The sequence below is a fragment of the Streptomyces sp. NPDC042346 genome, from assembly GCF_055581845.1.
In genome coordinates, this window is record NZ_JBVJEH010000007.1 from 344,743 (window position 1) to 363,036 (window position 18,294).

The following is an 18,294-nucleotide window of genomic DNA, read 5'->3' on the forward strand; positions in this document are numbered from 1 at the left end:
GGATGTCGCTGTGGGTGTGGGTGTCGGTCTTGCGCGGGGCCGGGTGTTACGCCTCCACGGATACGGCTCCGTCCCGGTCAGGGTTCGGGAAGTAGCCCTTCTCGGTGAAGAACGTCAGGTACCGAACCAGCAGGTCACCCGTCACTTGGGGGCAGTCGATGCCGCTGCCGGCCAGAGCCGCCTCCGTCCCGTCCGTGTCGATGTCGGGATAGCCCCCGGTGCCCGCGATCGCGGCTTCGAAGACGTCGAGCAGCGGCAGCAGCGAGTTCTCCGGATCCTTCCGTACGGACCGGCTCCACTCCGCCGGGTCGAGGTCCACGAGCGTGTGGCCGAGGGCGCGGAGCCGCTCGACGACCTCGGCGAAGTGCAGGCGGTGCGGATTGGACAGGTTGAACGTGTCTCCCACACCGGTGACCCGGGAGGAGAGCCACCGGATCGCCGCGCTCACGTAGTCGACCGGCGTCGGATGGAAGAAGCCGGAGATCCCCGCGGGAGCCGCACCAGCCTCCAGCATGCCGCGGATGCTCAGCCACACGAAGTCCTGTGTCTGGCAGGCCCCGTTGACCTGGTCGCCGGAGACCACGTCGACGCGGTACACCGAGACGGGGATGCCGCGCGACCGGGCGATGCCGATGATCCCCTCGGCCACCCACTTCGCCTGCCGGTACCCGTTGGACAGGAGCTCCGGCGGGCCGATCGGGTCGTCGACGGCGATGCGGCGCCCCTCGGCGGGCTCCTGCGCGTAGACGCCCGTGGACGAGATGTAGTGGACGGGTACGGTCCGGTGCCGGGCCGCCAGCCGCAGCACCTCTTCGGTTCCGGCGATGTTCGCGGGCCTCAACGCCTCGTACGGATAGAGCCAGTTGACGCTGGCGCCCGCGTGGTAGACGACGTCGACGTTCCGGGCCAGCTCGTCGAAGACAGCCTCGTCCAGCCCGAGCGCCGGCTCCGCGAGATCACCGACGGCGATGTCGATCCGGTCGAAGTCGAGGTCCGCCCCCGTCTCGTACCACGCCGCCGCGGCGGTCAGGCGCGCGCGGGCGTCCGACGCGTCGGCGCCGCGGACCAGGCAGTGGATCCGCGCCGACGTGCTCCGCAGCAGGTCCCGCAGCAGGAAGGAACCGAGGAAGCCGGTGGCTCCGGTCAGCAGGATGTGCCGAGGGTCATCGGTGAGGTGGACGTCCGGCGCGGCGACGATGTCCGGTGCGAGACGGATCTCCGCCGCGAAGTCGACCGTGCTCCGCGGGTCCGCCGAGCCTCCGGCCACATCGGCCAGGAGCCGCTGCGTGAGGTCCTCGGGGGTGGGATGGTCGAAGACGAGGCCTGCGGGCAGCGGCAGACCCACCGCCTGTGAAAGCCGGTTGCGCAGCTCGACGGCGGTCAGCGAGTCGACCCCGACGTCCTGGAACGACTGGTCCGCACGGATCGGCGCATCGGGCCGGCGCCCCAGCGCCGCCGTCGCCTGCTCGATGACGAGGTCGAGCAGGACACGGTGTCGCTCCCGCTCGTCCAGCCCGGCCAGGCCGTCGAGGCCGAGGCTCGCGCCGGCCGGTCCGTCGTCGGCCACGGCCACCGGCCGGTGCCGCACCCTCGTCAGGGCGCGCAGGACCGCGGGCTGCCGGGGATGCGTACGCGCGGCGGCCAGGTCCACGGGAAGCGCGATCACCGAGGGGTGATCCGTGCCGGTCGCCGTGTCGAGGAGCTCCATGCCCAGGTCGGTGGGGAGGAGCCGCATCCCCTCACGTGCCATGCGGTTCAGCTGCGTGTCGGAGAGGTGTCGGGTCATGCCGGTTGCGTCGGCCCAGAGTCCCCAGGCGATGGAGGTGGCGGGTTGGTGGTGGGTGGTGCGGTGTTGGGCGAGGGCGTCGAGGAAGGAGTTGGCGGCGGCGTAGTTGGCTTGGCCGGGGGTGCCGAGGACTCCTGCGACGGAGGAGTAGAGGACGAAGGCGGTGAGGTTGAGGTGTTGGGTTTGGTGGTGGAGGTTCCAGGCGGCGTCGACTTTGGGGCGGAGGACGTTGTGGAGTTGGGTGGGGGTCATGGTGGTGATGACGCTGTCGTCGAGGGTGCCTGCGGTGTGGATGATGGCGGTGAGGGGGGTGTGGGTGGGGATGGTGGTGAGGAGGTCGGCGAGTTGAGACGGGTCGGTGGTGTCGCAGGCGGTGATGGTGATGTGGGCGCCTGCTTGGGTGAGTTCGGTGTGGAGTTCGGTGGCTCCTTCGGCGTGGGGTCCGCGCCTGCTGGTGAGGAGGAGGTGCTTGATGCCGTGGTGGTGGACGAGGTGTCGGGCTGTGGCGGCGCCGAGTGAGCCGGTGCCTCCGGTGATCAGGACAGTGCCCTCGGTGGTCCAGGGGGCCGCACCATTCGACACCGGCAGACGCGTCATGCGCGGAACGAAAGCCCGGCCGCCCCGCAGAGCGACCTGCGGCTCCCCGAGCTCGGCCGCCGCCAGGACGTCACGCCGTTCCGGTTCGGATCCCGTCTCGCCGTCCACCAGTACCAGCCGACCGGGATGCTCGGCCTGCGCCGACCGCAACAGACCCCACACCGTGGCATGCGTGACGTCCACGGGAGCGCCTTCCTCCACCGGTACGGCGCCCGCCGTGAGCACGATGAGACGGGTCTCCGCCTGCCGCTCGTCGGCCAGCCACTCCTGTACGAGGGCGAGCGCGTTGAGGGCCGCCGTGTGGGCGGCTGCCACGGGATCGGCATCGGGGAGGGCGGGGGGCACGGGCCGGACGAGGACGTTCGCGGCGTCGCCGTCCACCGCCGGGAGCATGGTGGGGGACCAGGTGATGCGGAACAGGGAGTCCTTCGTCGCCGCCCGAGAGGGCGTCGGCCGGAGTACGACGGACTGCTGCGAGCCGGACCGCTGCACCCCCCCGGTAGCAGGTACGCCGGATCGGAGAGTGACGGACCGGAGAGTGACGGACTCGACGGTCAGGACCGGTTGCCCGGCGGCGTCGCCGACGTGGAGCGCGAACACCCCGTCGCCGCGCGGCGTCAGGAGCACCCGGAGCTTGGTGCCGCCGACGGCGTGCAGCCGGACACCGGTCCACCGGTACGGGGCGCCGTCGTCGCCGTCCGCTTCCTCCGAGGGCGCCACACGGAGCGCGCTGTCCACCAGGAGCGGATGGATCCCGAAGTCCGCCACAGACTCCGTCAGTTCGTCCGGCAGGGCGATCTCGGCGAGGATCTCCTCGCCGCGTCGCCACATCGCGGTCACCCCCTGGGGGAGCGCCGTACCGGGATCGACGGTCTCCGCTCCGGATCCGGGCCATTCCGCGTCGGAGCGCCCCGTCTCCGGGGCGCCGCGGTGGACGGCACCCGTGGCGTGCAGGGTCCACACGCTGTCCGGGTCGTCGGGCCGGGAGTGAACGGTCAACGTGCGCACGCCGTCGGCGTCGGGCGCCGCCACGGCCACCTGAACGTGCAGCGCCCCGCCGTCACGGTCGGACAGGACCATCGGCGTCTCGACGGTGAGCTCCCGCAGGACGTCGCAGTCGAGCTGGTCGCTGACGTGCAGGGCGAGGTCGACGAGGACGCCGTGGGGTACGGCGCCCCCCTCCGGGGCCGTACGGTCGACCAGCCACGGCTGGGTGACCGTCGACAGCCTCCCGGTGAAGAGAGCGGTGTCACTGCCTGCGGGGTACACGGCGGCGCCGAGGAGCGCGTGCCCGGACGGAGTCAGCGCGAGATCGGCCGGATCGCCGCTCAGCGACGAGGCGCTCAGCCAGTAGCGCCGGCGCTGGAACGGGTAGGTGGGGAGGTCGGAGAGGGTGGTGGCGTGCCGGCCCAGGACGGTCTGCCAGTCGGGGGTGAGGCCCGTGCCTGCGAGGTGGAGGGTGGCGAGGGCGGTCAGGGCGGTACGGGCTTCTGACTGTCCGGCCCTGAGGGTGGGGAGGACGAGGTGGCCTTCGCGGCCGGCGGCGTCGAGTATGTGTCGGGTTTGTGCGACAAGGACGCCGCTGGGTCCGATCTCGACGTATCCGCCTACGTGTTGGTCGGCGAGGTGGGTGACGGCGTCGTGGAATCGGACGGTGTTGCGGGCGTGGCGGACCCAGTAGCCGGGGTCGGTGAGGGTGTCCGATTCGACGGGGAGCCCGGTCACGGTCGACACGATCGGTATCGACGGTTCCTGGTAGGTCAGTCCTTCCACGATCGCGGCGAAGTCGTCCAGCATCGGTTCCATCAACGGTGAGTGGAAGGCGTGGCTGACCTTCAACCGCTTCACCCGGTGTCCCGTGTTCTCGAAGTGCGCGATGACGCGTTCGACGGCCGTGTGCGCGCCCGAGATGACGACGGAGGTGGGACCGTTGACCGCGGCCAGTCCCACTGCATCGTCGAGGAGCGGGGTGACATCGGCTTCGGTCGCTTCGATGGCTGCCATGACACCTCCCTCTGGCAGTGCCTGCATGAGCCGGCCTCGGGCGGCGACCAGGCGCGCGGCGTCCTCCAGGGAGAACACTCCCGTTACGTGGGCGGCTGCGATTTCGCCGATGGAGTGGCCTATGAGCCAGTCCGGTCGTGTGCCCCAGGATTCGAGGAGTCGGTAGAGGCCGATCTCGATGGCGAAGAGGGTTGTCTGCGTGTAGACGGTCTGGTTGAGCAGGTCGGGGTCGACGTCCCCGAGGAGGACATCGCGGACCGGGTGGTCGACGAACCCGGTGAGTTCTTTGTCGACGGCGGTCAGGACGTCGTCGACGGCCGCCGCGAACACCGGATACGCCGCGTACAACTCCCGCCCCATTCCGGCGCGTTGTCCGCCTTGGCCGGCGAACAGCATGCCCACGCCGCTCCCGGCGGGACCGACCGGCTGCGTCCGGCCGTCCGCTACTTCGGCCAGCGCGGTCAGGAGCTCCTCGCGGTCGGCGCCGACCACGACCGTGCCGCGTTCGAAGCGGCTGCGGGCGGTGGCCAGGGTCGAGCCCACACCGGCGACGTCGAGCTCGGGAACCTGGGCGATCCACTCGGCCAGCCGCGCCGCCTGCTCCCGTACCGCCTCGTCCGTACGCCCCGACAGCACCCACGGCACCACACCGCCATCGACAACCGGTGCTGCTAGGTCCACCTCGGGTGCCTGCTCGACGATCACATGCGCATTGGTGCCGCTGATGCCGAAGGAGGAGACACCGGCCCGGCGCGGCCTGCCCCTCTCCGGCCAGGCGCGGTTCTCCGTGAGGAGTTCCACGGCTCCGCTGTCCCACTCCACGTGCGGGCTCGGCTCGTCCACGTGCAGGGTCTTCGGCGCCACCCCACGACGGAGCGCCTCGACCATCTTGATCACGCCGCTGACGCCTGCGGCGGCCTGGGTGTGGCCGATGTTGGACTTGAGGGAGCCGAGGTAGAGGGGTTGGTCCGTGGGGCGGTCTTGTCCGTAGGTGGCGAGGAGGGCTTGGGCTTCGATCGGGTCGCCGAGTGTTGTGCCGGTGCCGTGTGCTTCGACGACGTCCACGTCGCGTGCGGTGAGGCCGGCGTCGGTGAGTGCGGCTCGGATGACGCGTTCCTGGGCGGGTCCGTTGGGTGCGGTGAGGCCGTTGCTCGCGCCGTCCTGGTTGACTGCGCTGCCCCGGATGACGGCCAGGACCTGACGTCCGTTGCGCTGGGCGTCCGAGAGCCGCTCCAGGAGCAGCACCCCCACGCCCTCGGACCATCCGGTGCCGTCCGCGGCGGCGGAGAACGCCTTGCAGCGGCCGTCGCTCGCCAGGTTCCCCTGGCGGCTGAACTCCAGCCAGCCGTCCATGCTCGCGGCCACGGTCGCGCCACCGGCCAGGGCGAGGTCGCACTCGCCCGAGCGCAACGACTGCGCCGCCATGTGCATGGCCACGAGCGACGAGGAGCAGGCCGTGTCCAGCGTGACCGCGGGCCCCTCGAAACCGAACGTGTACGAGATCCGGCCCGAGGCGATGCTGCCGAGCACGCCCGTGGCCAGGTAGCCCGCGTACTCCTCCTGGTCCAAGGTGAGGTTGTACGTCTGCGCGGCGATCCCGGTGAACACTCCCACCGGTGCACCGCGCAGCGTGCTCGGGGCGATCCCGGCCCGCTCGACGGCCTCCCAGGAGGCCTCAAGGAGCAGCCGCTGCTGCGGGTCCATCGCGGTCGCCTCGCGCGGCGAGATCCGGAAGAACTCGGGGTCGAACTCGGCGGCGTCGCGGATGAATCCGCCGTGCCGGGTGTACGTCTTGCCGGGTTTACCGGGCTCGGGGTCGTAGCGGCCGGCGATGTCCCAGCCGCGGTCGGTGGGGAACTCCGTGATGGCGTCCCCCTCTTCGGCCACGAGCCGCCACAGGTCCTCGGGGGACGTGACGTCGCCGGGGAACCGGCAGGCCATGCCGACGATCGCGAGGGGTTCGTGCTGTGCGGCCTCGACCTCGGCCAGGCGCTGCCTGGTCTTCTTGAGATCGGAGGTGACCCACTTCAGGTACTCGAGAGCCTTCTGCTCGTCGGACATCGGATTGGACTCCCCTTGTGTTGGTTCCGTCTGACCTGGGCGGGTCATCCGGCCGCACGGCCGAGTTCGTTGTCGATGAAGTCGAAGAGGTCGCTGGACGACGCGGACTCCAGGGCGTCCTCCGCCTCGGACGCCTCCTGCGTCCCGTACGCCTCCGAGTCCTGGGAGCGCGACCAGTGGTCGAGGATGCCGCGCAGGCGGGTGGCCACGGCCCGGCGTCCGCTGGGATCCAGGTCTGCCGCGCCCGTGAGGCGCGCCTCCAGGTCGTCGAGTTCCTTCTGCAGGGCCACGGCCGGGTCCGAGACGGGTACGAGACGGTCCCGGAGCCACCGGGCGAGCGCGCCGGGCGTCGGGTGGTCGAAGACGACGGTGGCGGGCAGCCGTACGCCGGTGACAGCGCCGAGCCGATTGCGGAGCTCGACCGCCGTCACGGAGTCGAACCCGATCTCCTGGAAGGCGTGATCGTGGTCGATGCCGTCGGCGTCGGCGTGACCGAGGACGGTGGCGACGTGCTCGCTGACGAGGCCGACCAGCAGCGCGTCCCGCTCCGGCACGGTGAGCCGTGCCAGCCGGTCGGCCAGTGTCTCTCCGCCGGAAGCGGGGCCGTGCGAGGCACGGGGGATACGGGAGGTACGCGCGGGAGCCAGGTCGCGCAGGAGCGGCGGGACGTCGTGGCCCGCCCGCAGGAGCGCCTTGTCGAGCGGGGCGGCCACGAGAGCGGGCCGGCCCGTCGCGAGTGCGGCGTCGAGCAGCGCGGGCGCCTCCTCGGGGGAGAGGGGCCGCAGCCCGTACGCCCCGGAACCGTCGTCTCCGTACGCAACGGTCAGCGCGGGCAGACCGAGGGCCACCCGGTACGCCGACAGCGCGTCGAGGAACCCGTCAGCCGCCGCGAACCCGCCCGCGCCCAGGTCGCCCACGGTGCCGCCCGGCGAAGAGAACAGCACGAAGCGCGTGAGGCCGAGGTCCTTCGTCAGCTCGTGCAGGTTCCAGGCCGCTTCGGCCCTTTCCAGCAGCGCCGGCTCGATCCCGTTCTCCCCGCCCTCGGCCGTTGCGTCCGCGTTCTCGACGGCCGGCCTGGGCGCTGCATGGATCACGCCGGTGAGCGGGTGCTCCGTGGACACGCCTGCGATGAGTGCGGCGACGGCCTCCCGGTCCGTGAGGTCGCACGCGGCCACCCGCACGTCGGCGCCGAGGCCTGCCAGCTCCGCGACCAGGTCCGCGATCGCGTCGGGGACCAGGTCGGGGACCGAGTTCGCGACCGAGTTCGCGACCGAGTTCGCGACCGGGTTCGCGGTCGAGCCAGTGGCCGGGTCAGTGGTGAGCAACAGGTGTCGCATCCCGTGTTCGGTCACCAGATGCCGGGCCGCAGCCGCGCCGAGCGTGCCCGTGGCCCCGGTGACGAGGACCGTTCCCGCACTCCAGGTGACGGGCGCGCCCGGAACGGGAGTGGCCGCGGTCAGGCGTGGAGCGAGCATCTTTCCTTGCCGGAAGGCGAGTTGAGGCTCTCCGTCCGGCAGCGGGCCGGGCTGCCACTCGGTGTCCGGTTCGACGTCGACCACGACGACACGGTCCGGGTGCTCAAGCTGGACGGACCTGAGGAGGCCCCACACCGCCGCCCCGGCGGGATCCGCGGCTTCCCCGGGCCCCGTGGAAACGCCGCCCCGGGTCACCACCAACAGGCGCCCACCGGTCTCCAGTGCGTGCTGGAGACGGTCCACGACCTGTTCGACGAGTTTGCGCGCCGCCACGAGCGGCTCGGAGTCGCCGGACCCGTCGAGCTCCAGTACGACGAGACCGGAGAGCGTCTCGTCGCGCCGGTCCACGGGCTGCCAGGTGACCTCCCACAGCGCGTCCCGAGGGGACGGCCGACCGCCGGCCACCTGCTCGGGCGTCACCGGGTGGGACCGGACGGACTCCGCCGTGAGCACGGTCCGCCCCGTGATGTCCTCCGCGTACACGGAAACCGATCCGTCGCCGTCGGTGACGGCGCTGGTGGACGCCGTGACGCGGACGCGCAGTGTGGTTGCGCCGCTCGCGTACAGGTGGACGTTCCGCCACGCGGACGGCAACCACACACCCCCCTCCTGCGACACGTCCCCACTGACGTACAGGGCGGTGTCGAGGAGCATCGGTGCGACCCCGAAGCCGTCGGCGGTGCCGTCGGCCACGCCGACCTCGGCGTAGAACTCGTCGCCGCGACGCCACGCGGCGGTCAGCGCACGCGCACCCCAGTCCACTCCCGCCTCCGCGAGTGCGGTGTAGAGCTGGTCGGGGTCCTGGGCGGTGGCGTCGGCGGGCGGCCAGTGGGTGAACGTATCGGTGGGAGGCGGGGGTTCGGTGCCGAGGACGCCGGTGGCATGGCGTGTCCAGGTGGTGTCTTCGTCGTCTGGGCGTGAGTGGATGCTGATCGACCGTACGCCTGCGTCGTCGGTGCCGATGTGGACCTGGAAGCGTACGGACTCGTCCTCGTTGATGACGAGGGGGCGCTCGATCACCAGTTCCTGGAGGGTGGTCGCTCCGCTCTGGCCGGCGGCGTACAGAGCGACTTCGATCCAGGCCGACGCCGGCAGGACGACGGAGCCGAGAACGAGGTGGTCGGTCAGCCAGGGCTGTGCTGCTGTGGACAGGCGGCCCGTCAGGACGAGGCTGCCACTGTCGGCGACATCGACGACCGATCCGAGCAAGGGGTGGCCCGTGCCGGTCCCTGAATCGGCGTTGAAGGGTGAGGCGTTGAGCCAGTAGCGCTGGCGCTGGAAGGGGTAGGCGGGTAGTTCGACGAGGTGGGTGTGCTGACCGAGGACGATTCGCCATCGGGGTGTGATGCCTGTGCCTGCTGCGTGGAGTTGGCCGAGGGCGGTGAGGATGGTGCGGGTTTCGTTGTGGCCGGGGCGGAGGGTCGGGAGGACGAGGGGTCCTTCGTGGCCGGTGGCGTCCAGGATCTGTTGGGTCTGGGCGACGAGGACGCCGGCGGGTCCGATCTCGACGTATCCGCCGATGTGTTGGTCGGCTAGGTGGGTGATGGCGTCGTGGAATCGGACGGTGTTGCGGACGTGCCGGACCCAGTAGGCGGGGTCGGTGAGGGTGTCGGGTTCGACGGGCAGCCCGGTCACGGTCGACACGATCGGTATCGAGGGCTCGTGGAAGGTGAGTCCTTCCGCGATCGCGGCGAAGTCGTCGAGCATCGGTTCCATCAGGGGTGAGTGGAAGGCATGGCTCACGGTCAGTCGCTTGACCCGGTGTCCGGCGTTCTCGAAGTGGGTGGTGACGCGTTCGACGGCGGTGTGTTCGCCGGAGATGACGACGGAGGTGGGTCCGTTGACGGCGGCGATTCCGACGGCGTCGTCGAGGAGCGGGAGTACGTCGGATTCCGTGGCCTCGACGGCCGTCATCACACCCCCCTCCGGCAACGCCTGCATCAGTCGCCCGCGCGCGGCGACCAGGCGGGCCGCGTCCTCCAGGGAGAACACTCCCGCTACGTGGGCGGCGGCGATCTCGCCGATGGAGTGGCCGACGAGCCAGTCCGGTCGTGCGCCCCAGGATTCGAGGAGCCGGTAGAGGCCGACCTCGATGGCGAAGAGGGCTGTCTGGGTGTAGACGGTCTGATTCAGCAGCTCGGGTTCGGTGTCTCCGAGGAGGACGTCGCGGACGGGGTGGTCGACGTGTCCGGTGAGCTCTTTATCGACGGCGGTCAGGACGTCGTCGACGGCCGCCGCGAACACCGGATACGCCGCGTACAACTCCCGGCCCATGCCTGCTCGCTGCCCGCCCTGGCCGGCGAACAGCATCGCCACTCCGCTGCCGGCGGGGCCAACGAGCGGCGTGCGGCCGTCGGTGATCTCGGCGAGGGCCGAGAGGAGTTCCTCGCGGTCGGCGCCGACTGCGACAGCGCCCTTTTCGAAGCGGCTGCGTGCGGTGGCCAGGGTCAATCCCGCGCTGGCGACGTCGAGTTCGGGTGACTGCCGGATCCATTCCGTCAGTCGGGCGGCCTGCTCCCGTACCGCTTCGTCCGTCCGTCCCGACAGCACCCAAGGCACCACCGCACCGGAAGGCGCCGGCGTCGGCGGGTCCACCTCGGGTGCCTGCTCCACGATCACGTGGGCGTTCGTCCCGCTGATGCCGAAGGAGGAGACGCCCGCTCGGCGCAACCTTCCCGTTTCCGGCCAGGTGCGGTTCTCCGTGAGGAGCTCCACGGCTCCGCTGTCCCATTCCACGTGGGGGCTGGGCTCGTCCACGTGCAGGGTCTTCGGCAGGACGCCGTGGCGCATCGCCTGCACCATCTTGATCACGCTGCCCACGCCCGCCGCGGCCTGGGTGTGGCCGATGTTGGACTTCAGTGAGCCGAGGTAGAGAGGCTGGTCCTCGGAGCGGTCCTGGCCGTACGTCGCCAGGAGGGCTTGGGCTTCGATCGGGTCGCCGAGTGTCGTGCCGGTGCCGTGTGCTTCGACGACGTCGATGTCCGCGGCTGACAGGCCGGCGTTGGCGAGTGCTCGGCGGATGACGCGTTCCTGGGCGGGTCCGTTGGGTGCGGTGAGGCCGTTGCTCGCCCCGTCCTGATTGACCGCGCTGCCCCGGAGCACCGCGAGCACGCGATGACCGTTGCGCTGCGCGTCCGAGAGCCGCTCCAGGAGCAGCACCCCCACGCCCTCGCCGAAGCCCGTCCCGTCCGCCCCGGCCGCGAACGCCTTGCAGCGGCCGTCGGCGGAGAGGCCGCGCTGCCGGCTGAAGCCGGTGAAGAGCCCGGGAGTGCCCATGACGGTCGCGCCGCCGGCCAGGGCGAGGTCGCACTCGCCCGAGCGCAGCGACTGACCGGCCATGTGCATGGCCACGAGCGACGACGAGCAGGCCGTGTCCAGCGTGACAGCGGGACCGCCGAAGCCCATGGTGTACGCGATCCGGCCGGAGGCGACGCTGGCCGTGCCGCCCGTCAGGAAGTGGCTCTCGTGCTGCTCGCCGATCACGTCCGACCTGGGGCCGTACTCCTGCTGTACGAGGCCGACGAACACGCCGGTGTTGCTGCCCCGCAGCGACGCGGGGTCGATGCCCGCCCGCTCCACCACCTCCCACGCGCTCTCCAGCAGGACCCGCTGCTGCGGGTCCATGATCGCCGCCTCGCGGGGACTGAGGCCGAAGAAGCCGCTGTCGAAGCGGTCGGCGTCGTGGAGGAAGCCGCCGGTGCGCGCGTACGTGCTGCGGGGGCGTTCGCCGCTGGGGTCGTAGATGCCGTCGATGTCCCAGCCGCGGTTGGTGGGGAACTCCGTGATGGCGTCGACGCCGTCGGCGACCAGGCGCCACAGGCCTTCGCTGTCGGTCACCCCTCCGGGGTAGCGGCAGGCCATGCCCACGATCGCGATGGGCTCGTCCGTCGTCGTCACCGGCGCCGCTTCGGCGGCGATCGCCGCGGCTCCGCCCAGCTTGACGTGCAGGAAGTCCGTGAGGGCCTCCGGCGTGGGATGGTCGAAGACGAGGGTGGCCGGGAGGCGTATGCCGGTCGCGGCGCCGAGGCGGTTGCGCAGTTCGACCGCGGTGAGGGAGTCGAAGCCGAGGTCGCGGAACGCTTGCCCGGCCCGGACGGCCGACGCGTCGGCGTGTCCGAGGACGGCGGCGGCGTGCTCGCCGACGAGTTCCGCGAGCAGGGCGCGCTGTTCGTCCGTCCCGAGTGCGGCCAGCCGGCGGGCCAGGGTGCCGTCGACGGCGCCGTGCCCCGCGGCGGTGCGCCGGCCCGTCGTGCGGACGAGGCCGCGCAGCGCGGGAGCGACCTCGCCGCGTACGGCGGACGGGTCGAACGGGGTGGCCACGACCACCGGTCGGGACCGGGCGAGTGCGGAGTCCAGCATGCTCATGCCGTGGTCGCCGGTGATCGGGCGCAGGCCGTCGCGGGCCATCCGGGTCCGGTCGCCCGCGGAGAGACGCTGGATCATGCCGCCCTCCTCCTCCCACAGGCCCCACACCATGGAGACGGCGGGGAGGCCCTGGACGCGGCGCCGCTGGGCGAGGGCGTCGAGGAAGGCGTTGGCCGCCGAGTAGTTGGCGACGCCGGGACCGCCGAGGGTGCCGGCGAGCGACGAGTAGAGGACGAAGGCCGACAGGTCGAGGTCCCGGGTGAGCTCGTGCAGGTGCCAGGCGGCGTCGGCCTTCGGGCGCAGCACCGTGGCGAACTGCTCGTCGGTCAGCGAGGCGAGCAGGCCGTCGTCGACGACGCCGGCGGTGTGGACGACGGTGGTGAGCGGGTGTGCGGCGGGGATGGTGGTGAGGAGCGCGGCGAGGGCGTCTCGGTCGCCGACGTCGCAGGTTGCCACCGTCACGCTCGCGCCCAGCTGTTCCAGCTCCGCCACCAGTTCGGGGGCGCCGGCGGCGGCGATGCCGCGCCGGCTGGTCAGCACCAGATGGCGTATGCCGTGCGTGGTCACGAGATGCCGGGCGGCGACGCTGCCCAGGGCGCCGGTTCCGCCCGTCACCAGCGCCGTGCCTTCGGAGTCGGGGGCGCGGTCGACGGTGAGCACGACCGCCTTGCCGGAGTGCCGTGCCGTGGCCATGTGCCGGAGAGCTGCCTCGGCCCGGGTCAGCGGCCACGCCGCCACGGGCAGCGGGTGCAGAACCCCGCTCTCGAAGAGCGCGACGAGCTCGGCGAGGAGCGTCCGGAGCAGGTCCGGGTCCGTCCGCCCCAGGTCGTGTGCCGCGTACTCGACGCCCGGATGCAGGGTGGCGGTCTCGCCGGGGTCGCGACGCTCGCTCTCGCCGAGTTCAAGGAAGCGTCCGCCGCGCGGCAACAGCCGCAGAGAGGCGTCGACGTCGACGGAATCGCCGGTGTGGGAGTTCAGGACCACGTCGACGCCGCGGCCTTCGGTCGCGCGCAGGACGGCCTCCTCGAACTCCGGGGCCCCGGAGCCGGCGATGCGCTCGGGGTCGACGCCGAGGTCGAGCAGGGCGGCGCGCCCGGCGGGTCCGGCCGTGGCGTGGACGTGTGCGCCGAGGTGCCGGGCGACCTGCACGGCCGCCAGGGCGGTGCCGTCGGGACCCGCGTGGATCAGGACGCTCTCGTCGGCGGCGAGGCCGCCGAGGTCGCGCAGGGTGTGAAGGGCGGTGAGGAACGCGATGGGGACAGAGGCCGCCTGGGGGAAGGTCAGGCCCGTGGGAATGCGCGCGAGGAGTCGGTGGTCGGTGACGACCGAGGGGCCGAAGGCGCCGGTGGCCAGTCCCATGACCCGGTCTCCCGGGGCGAGTTCGGTGACCTCGGAACCGACAGCCGTGACCACACCGGCGAGTTCGCCACCGAGCTCACCGGCCAACCCGTCCTCACCGGTGAGTTCACCGGTGAGTTCGCCGTCGAGCCGACCGTCGGGCTTGTCGCCGAGGTCGTCGCCGAGGTCGTCACCGGGTGTCGACGGGCCGGCGGCAGGGCGGTCGTCGGTCGGGCGGCCGAGTGCGACGGTCATGTCGCGGGACGTGACCCCCGCCGCCCGGACGGAGACACGCACCTCGGTGGGTGCGAGCGGGGCCCGGGGGGCCGGGTCCTGCGCGGGCGCCAGGCTCGTCAGGTCGCCCGGGACGAGGACGCGCAAGCGCCAGGCGTCGTCGGCGGGCGGGGTGGACGGATCACCGGCGGGCCTGGCCAGCCGGAGTACGCGGACGGCGCCGCCGCGCACGGCGACCTGGGGCTCACCGGCCGCCGTGGCCGCCGCCAGCACGGCGGACAGGTCGGGTTCGGTGCCCGGCTCGCCGTCGACCAGGACGATGCGGTCGGGGTGCTCGGCCTGGGCGGAGCGGACCAGGCCCCAGACGGCGGCCGCCGCCGGGTCGACGTCCTCGCCGTCGTCCACCGCGACCGCGCCGGAGGTCAGGACGGCGATGCGGGCGGAGCCGAACCGCTCGTCGGCCAGCCACGCCTGCAGCCGGGCCAGTACGGACCGTGCCGCCGAGTGCGTCGCGGCGAGGACATCGGCACCGGAGACGTCGGGGGCGAGGAGGAGGAAATCGGGTACGGGGCCGTCCTGGGCCACCGTGTCGGCGACGGTCAGGGCGGCGGGCTCGCCGCGGGCCGGGTCGAGCGGCGCCCAGACGAGGTCGAACAGGGCGTCGGGGCGCGCCGCGCGGGCGGCGGTGGTGAGTTGGTCGGGGGTGATGGGGCGGGTGGTGAGGGCGTCGATGGTGAGGACGGGTTGGCCGGTGGGGTCGGTGGCGTGGAGGCTGACGGTGTTGTCGCCGGTGGGGGTGAGGCGTACGCGGAGGGTGGTGGCTCCGGTCGCGTGGAGCCGGACACCGCTCCAGGCGAAGGCGAGGGAGACCTCGGTGCCGGACGTGAGGTTGTCGTGGGCGAAGGCGTGCAGGGACGCGTCCAGGAGCGCGGGGTGAATCCCGAAGCCGGTGGCGTCGTCGGCGGGCAGGCCGACCTCGGCGTACAGGTGCTCGCCTGAGCGCCAGGCCGCCTTCAGCCCCTGGAAGAAGGGTCCGTAGTCCAGGCCGGTCGCGGCGAGGACCTCGTAGGCGTCGGAGACGTCCAGCGGCGCGGCGCCGGACGGCGGCCATACGGTGTCGGCGGCGGAGTCGCCGGAACCGGTGGAATCGTCGGAGGCGCGGGAACCGGCGGAGTCGCCGGTGGCGGCGGCTTCGGCGCCTTCGGTGCCGAGGACACCGCGTGCGTGGAGGACCCATGAGGCGTCCGGCCGATCGGGCCGGCTGTGGACGGTCACGGGCCGGCTGCCGTCGGCGTCGGCCGCGCCGACGGCGAGCTGGAGCTGGACCTGCTGGTCCGCGCCGAGCAACAGCGGCGCCTCGATGACGAGTTCGTCCAGGACGGATGCCCCGACGTGATCGCCGGCGTGGACGGCCATCTCGATGAGCGCCGTCCCCGGGAGGATCACCGAGCCCAGGACGCCGTGGTCGGCCAGCCAGGGGTGGGCGGTGAGGGAGAGGCTTCCGGTGAAGAGGACGGAATCGCCGTCGGCCGTGTGCACGACCGACCCCAGCAACGGATGGTCGGTGGGCGTCAGGCCGAAGTGGGCCGGGTCGGCCGACCGGGTCGGCGTCCACCAGTAACGGTCGCGCTGGAAGGCGTACGTGGGCAGGTCGACGCGGCGGGGGCGGTCGCCGAAGACGGTGGACCAGTCGGGGGAGACGCCGTGCGCGTGGGCCTGGCCGAGAGCGGTGAGGAACTGGTCGAGGCCACCGTGGTCGCGGCGCAGCGTGCCCAGCGTCGCCACCGCCCCCCGGTCGGCGAGCGTGTCCTGGATGCCGGAGCCGAGAACGGGGTGGGAACTGATCTCGATGAAGACGCGGGATCCGGCGTCGGCGATGGTCCGGGTGGTGTCGTGGAAGAGGACGGTCTGGCGGAGGTTGCGGTACCAGTACGCGGCGTCGAGTGCGGTGGTGTCGAGGAGGGTGCCGGTGACGGTGGAGTAGAAGGGGACGGTGGAGGGACGGGGGGTGACCGGTGCCAGGTCGATGAGGAGTCGGTCTTCGATGGTGGCGACCTGGGGGCTGTGGGAGGCGTAGTCGACGGGGAGGAGGCGGTGGCGGATTCCGTGGTGCTCGCAGGTGGCGGCGAGCCGGGTGAGGGCGTGGGGTTCGCCGGCGAGGACGACGGAGGCGGGGCCGTTGACGACGGCGACTCCGACTCGTCCTGCCAGGTCAGCACCGTCTGAGGCGCCGGTTGCGCCGGTTGCTCCGCCTGTTGCGGAGGTTTCAGTGGTTTCGGCGGTGAGTTCGGCGATGAGTTCGGCGGCGCGTTCCGCGGAGACGGCGACGGACACCATCGCGCCGCGTCCGCTGAGCAGCTCGCCGATGGCTTTGCTGCGCAGGGTCACGATGCGGGCGCCGTCGTCGAGGGACAAGGCTCCCGCCACGACTGCGGCCGCGATCTCGCCCTGCGAATGCCCCACCACGGCGGCGGGCACCACGCCGTGGAACTCCCACAACCGCGCCAACGACACCATCACCGCGAACGACACCGGCTGCACCACGTCGACCCGCTCCAGACCCGGCGCGCCGGGGGCCGACCGCAGGACGTCCTCGACGGACCAGTCGACGTACGGGGCGAGAGCGGCGGAGCACTCCCGTATCGCCCGCGCGAACTCGGGGGAGGCGTCGAGGAGCGGTGCCGCCATGCCCACCCACTGGGCCCCCTGGCCCGGGAAGACGAACACCGGCTGCGCGCCGTCGACCGCTGCCGCGCCGGGCGTGGTGCCCGACGCGATGGCGGACAGGCCCGCCACGAGTGCCTCCCGGTCCTGACCGACGACCACGGCGCGCCGGTCGAGGTGCGCGCGGGTCGTCGCGAGGGAGAACCCCACGTCCGCGGGGCGCAGCTCGGGGTGGCGTGCCAGGTGCGCGGCGAGTCGGGTGGCCTGGGCGCGCAGGGCGTCGTCGGTGTGGGCGGACAGGACCCACGGCACCGGGGCCGGCGCGGCGGCGGCCCCGTCGGTATCCGCACCCGTCCGGTCGGGCCCGACGCCGGCCGGCTCAGGTTCAGGCGCCTGCTCGACGATCACGTGGGCGTTGGTGCCGCTGATGCCGAACGACGACACACCGGCTCGGCGCGGCCTGCCCGTCTCGGGCCAGGCGCGGTTCTCCGTGAGGAGTTCGACCGCTCCGCTGTCCCATTCCACGTGGGGGCTGGGCTCGTCCACGTGCAAGGTCTTCGGCAGGACGCCGTGGCGCATCGCCTGCACCATCTTGATCACGCTGCCCACGCCTGCCGCGGCCTGGGAGTGGCCGATGTTCGACTTCAGGGAGCCCAGCCACAACGGCCGGTCCGCCGGGCGGTGCCGGCCGTAGGTCGCGAGCAGCGCGTGGGCCTCGATCGGGTCGCCGAGCGTCGTGCCGGTGCCGTGCGCCTCGACGGCATCGACGTCGCCGGTGGTCAGCCGGGCGTTGGCGAGCGCCGCGGTGATGACGCGCTCCTGGGAGGGCCCGTTCGGCGCGGTGAGGCCGTTGCTCGCACCGTCCTGGTTGACGGCGCTGCCCCGTACGAGGGCGAGGATCCGGTGGCCGTCACGGACCGCGTCGGAGAGCCGTTCGAGCACCAGGAAGCCGACGCCCTCCGCCCAGCCGGTGCCGTCGGCGCCGGCTGCGAACGCCTTGCACCGTCCGTCCGGGGCGAGCCCGCGCTGCCGGCTGAACTCCACGAACACGGTCGGGGTGGCCATCACCGTGACGCCCCCGGCGAGCGCCCGGTCGCACTCGCCCGAACGCAGGGCCTGGGCGGCCAGGTGCAGCGCCACCAGGGACGACGAGCACGCGGTGTCGATGGTGACCGCGGGCCCTTCGAGACCCAGGGTGTACGCCACCCGCCCCGAGGCGATGCTGCCCGCGGTGCCGCCCGCGATCAGCCCTTCGAGGGCGGGCGGGGTCTCGGCCGGGCGAGGGGCGTAGTCCTGGTACATGGCGCCGGCGAAGACTCCCGTACGGCTTCCGCGCAGCGTCCGGGGAGCGATGCCCGCGTCCTCGACCGCCTCCCACGCCGTCTCCAGGAGCAGACGGTGCTGGGGGTCGATGGCGGTCGCCTCCCGGGGCGAGATCCCGAAGAAGCCCGCGTCGAACTCCCCGGCGTCGTGGAGGAAACCGCCGTGCCGGGTGTACGTGGTGCCGCCGGCGTCCGGATCGGGGTCGTACAGGCGGTCGGCGTTCCACCCCCGGTCACCGGGGAACTCGCCGATGCAGTCGACTCCTTCGGACACCGCCCGCCACAGGTCCTCCGGCGAGCGGATGTCGCCGGGGTAACGGCAGGCCATGCCGACGATGGCGATGGGCTCGCTGGCGGCGTCCTCCAGGTCCCGCAGTCGTCCTTGTGCCTCGCGGGTGTCGGCGATGGCCTTCTTCAGATATTCGCGGAGCTTGGCCTCGTTGGACAT

General features: G+C 72.4%; 2 protein-coding genes. Both read right to left on the reverse strand.

Going from position 1 to position 18,294, the window contains the following annotated elements; translation table 11 throughout:
* Positions 1–46: 46 nt before the first annotated feature.
* Positions 47–6,418: a thioester reductase domain-containing protein gene (locus ACZ6K0_RS27755; RefSeq protein ID WP_469232659.1), complete on the reverse strand. Its 6,372-nt coding sequence runs from the start codon at positions 6,416–6,418 to the stop codon at positions 47–49.
* Positions 6,419–6,492: 74 nt separating this feature from the next.
* On the reverse strand, positions 6,493–18,294 hold the full coding sequence (locus ACZ6K0_RS27760) for an SDR family NAD(P)-dependent oxidoreductase (RefSeq protein ID WP_469232310.1): 11,802 nt from the start codon (positions 18,292–18,294) through the stop codon (positions 6,493–6,495).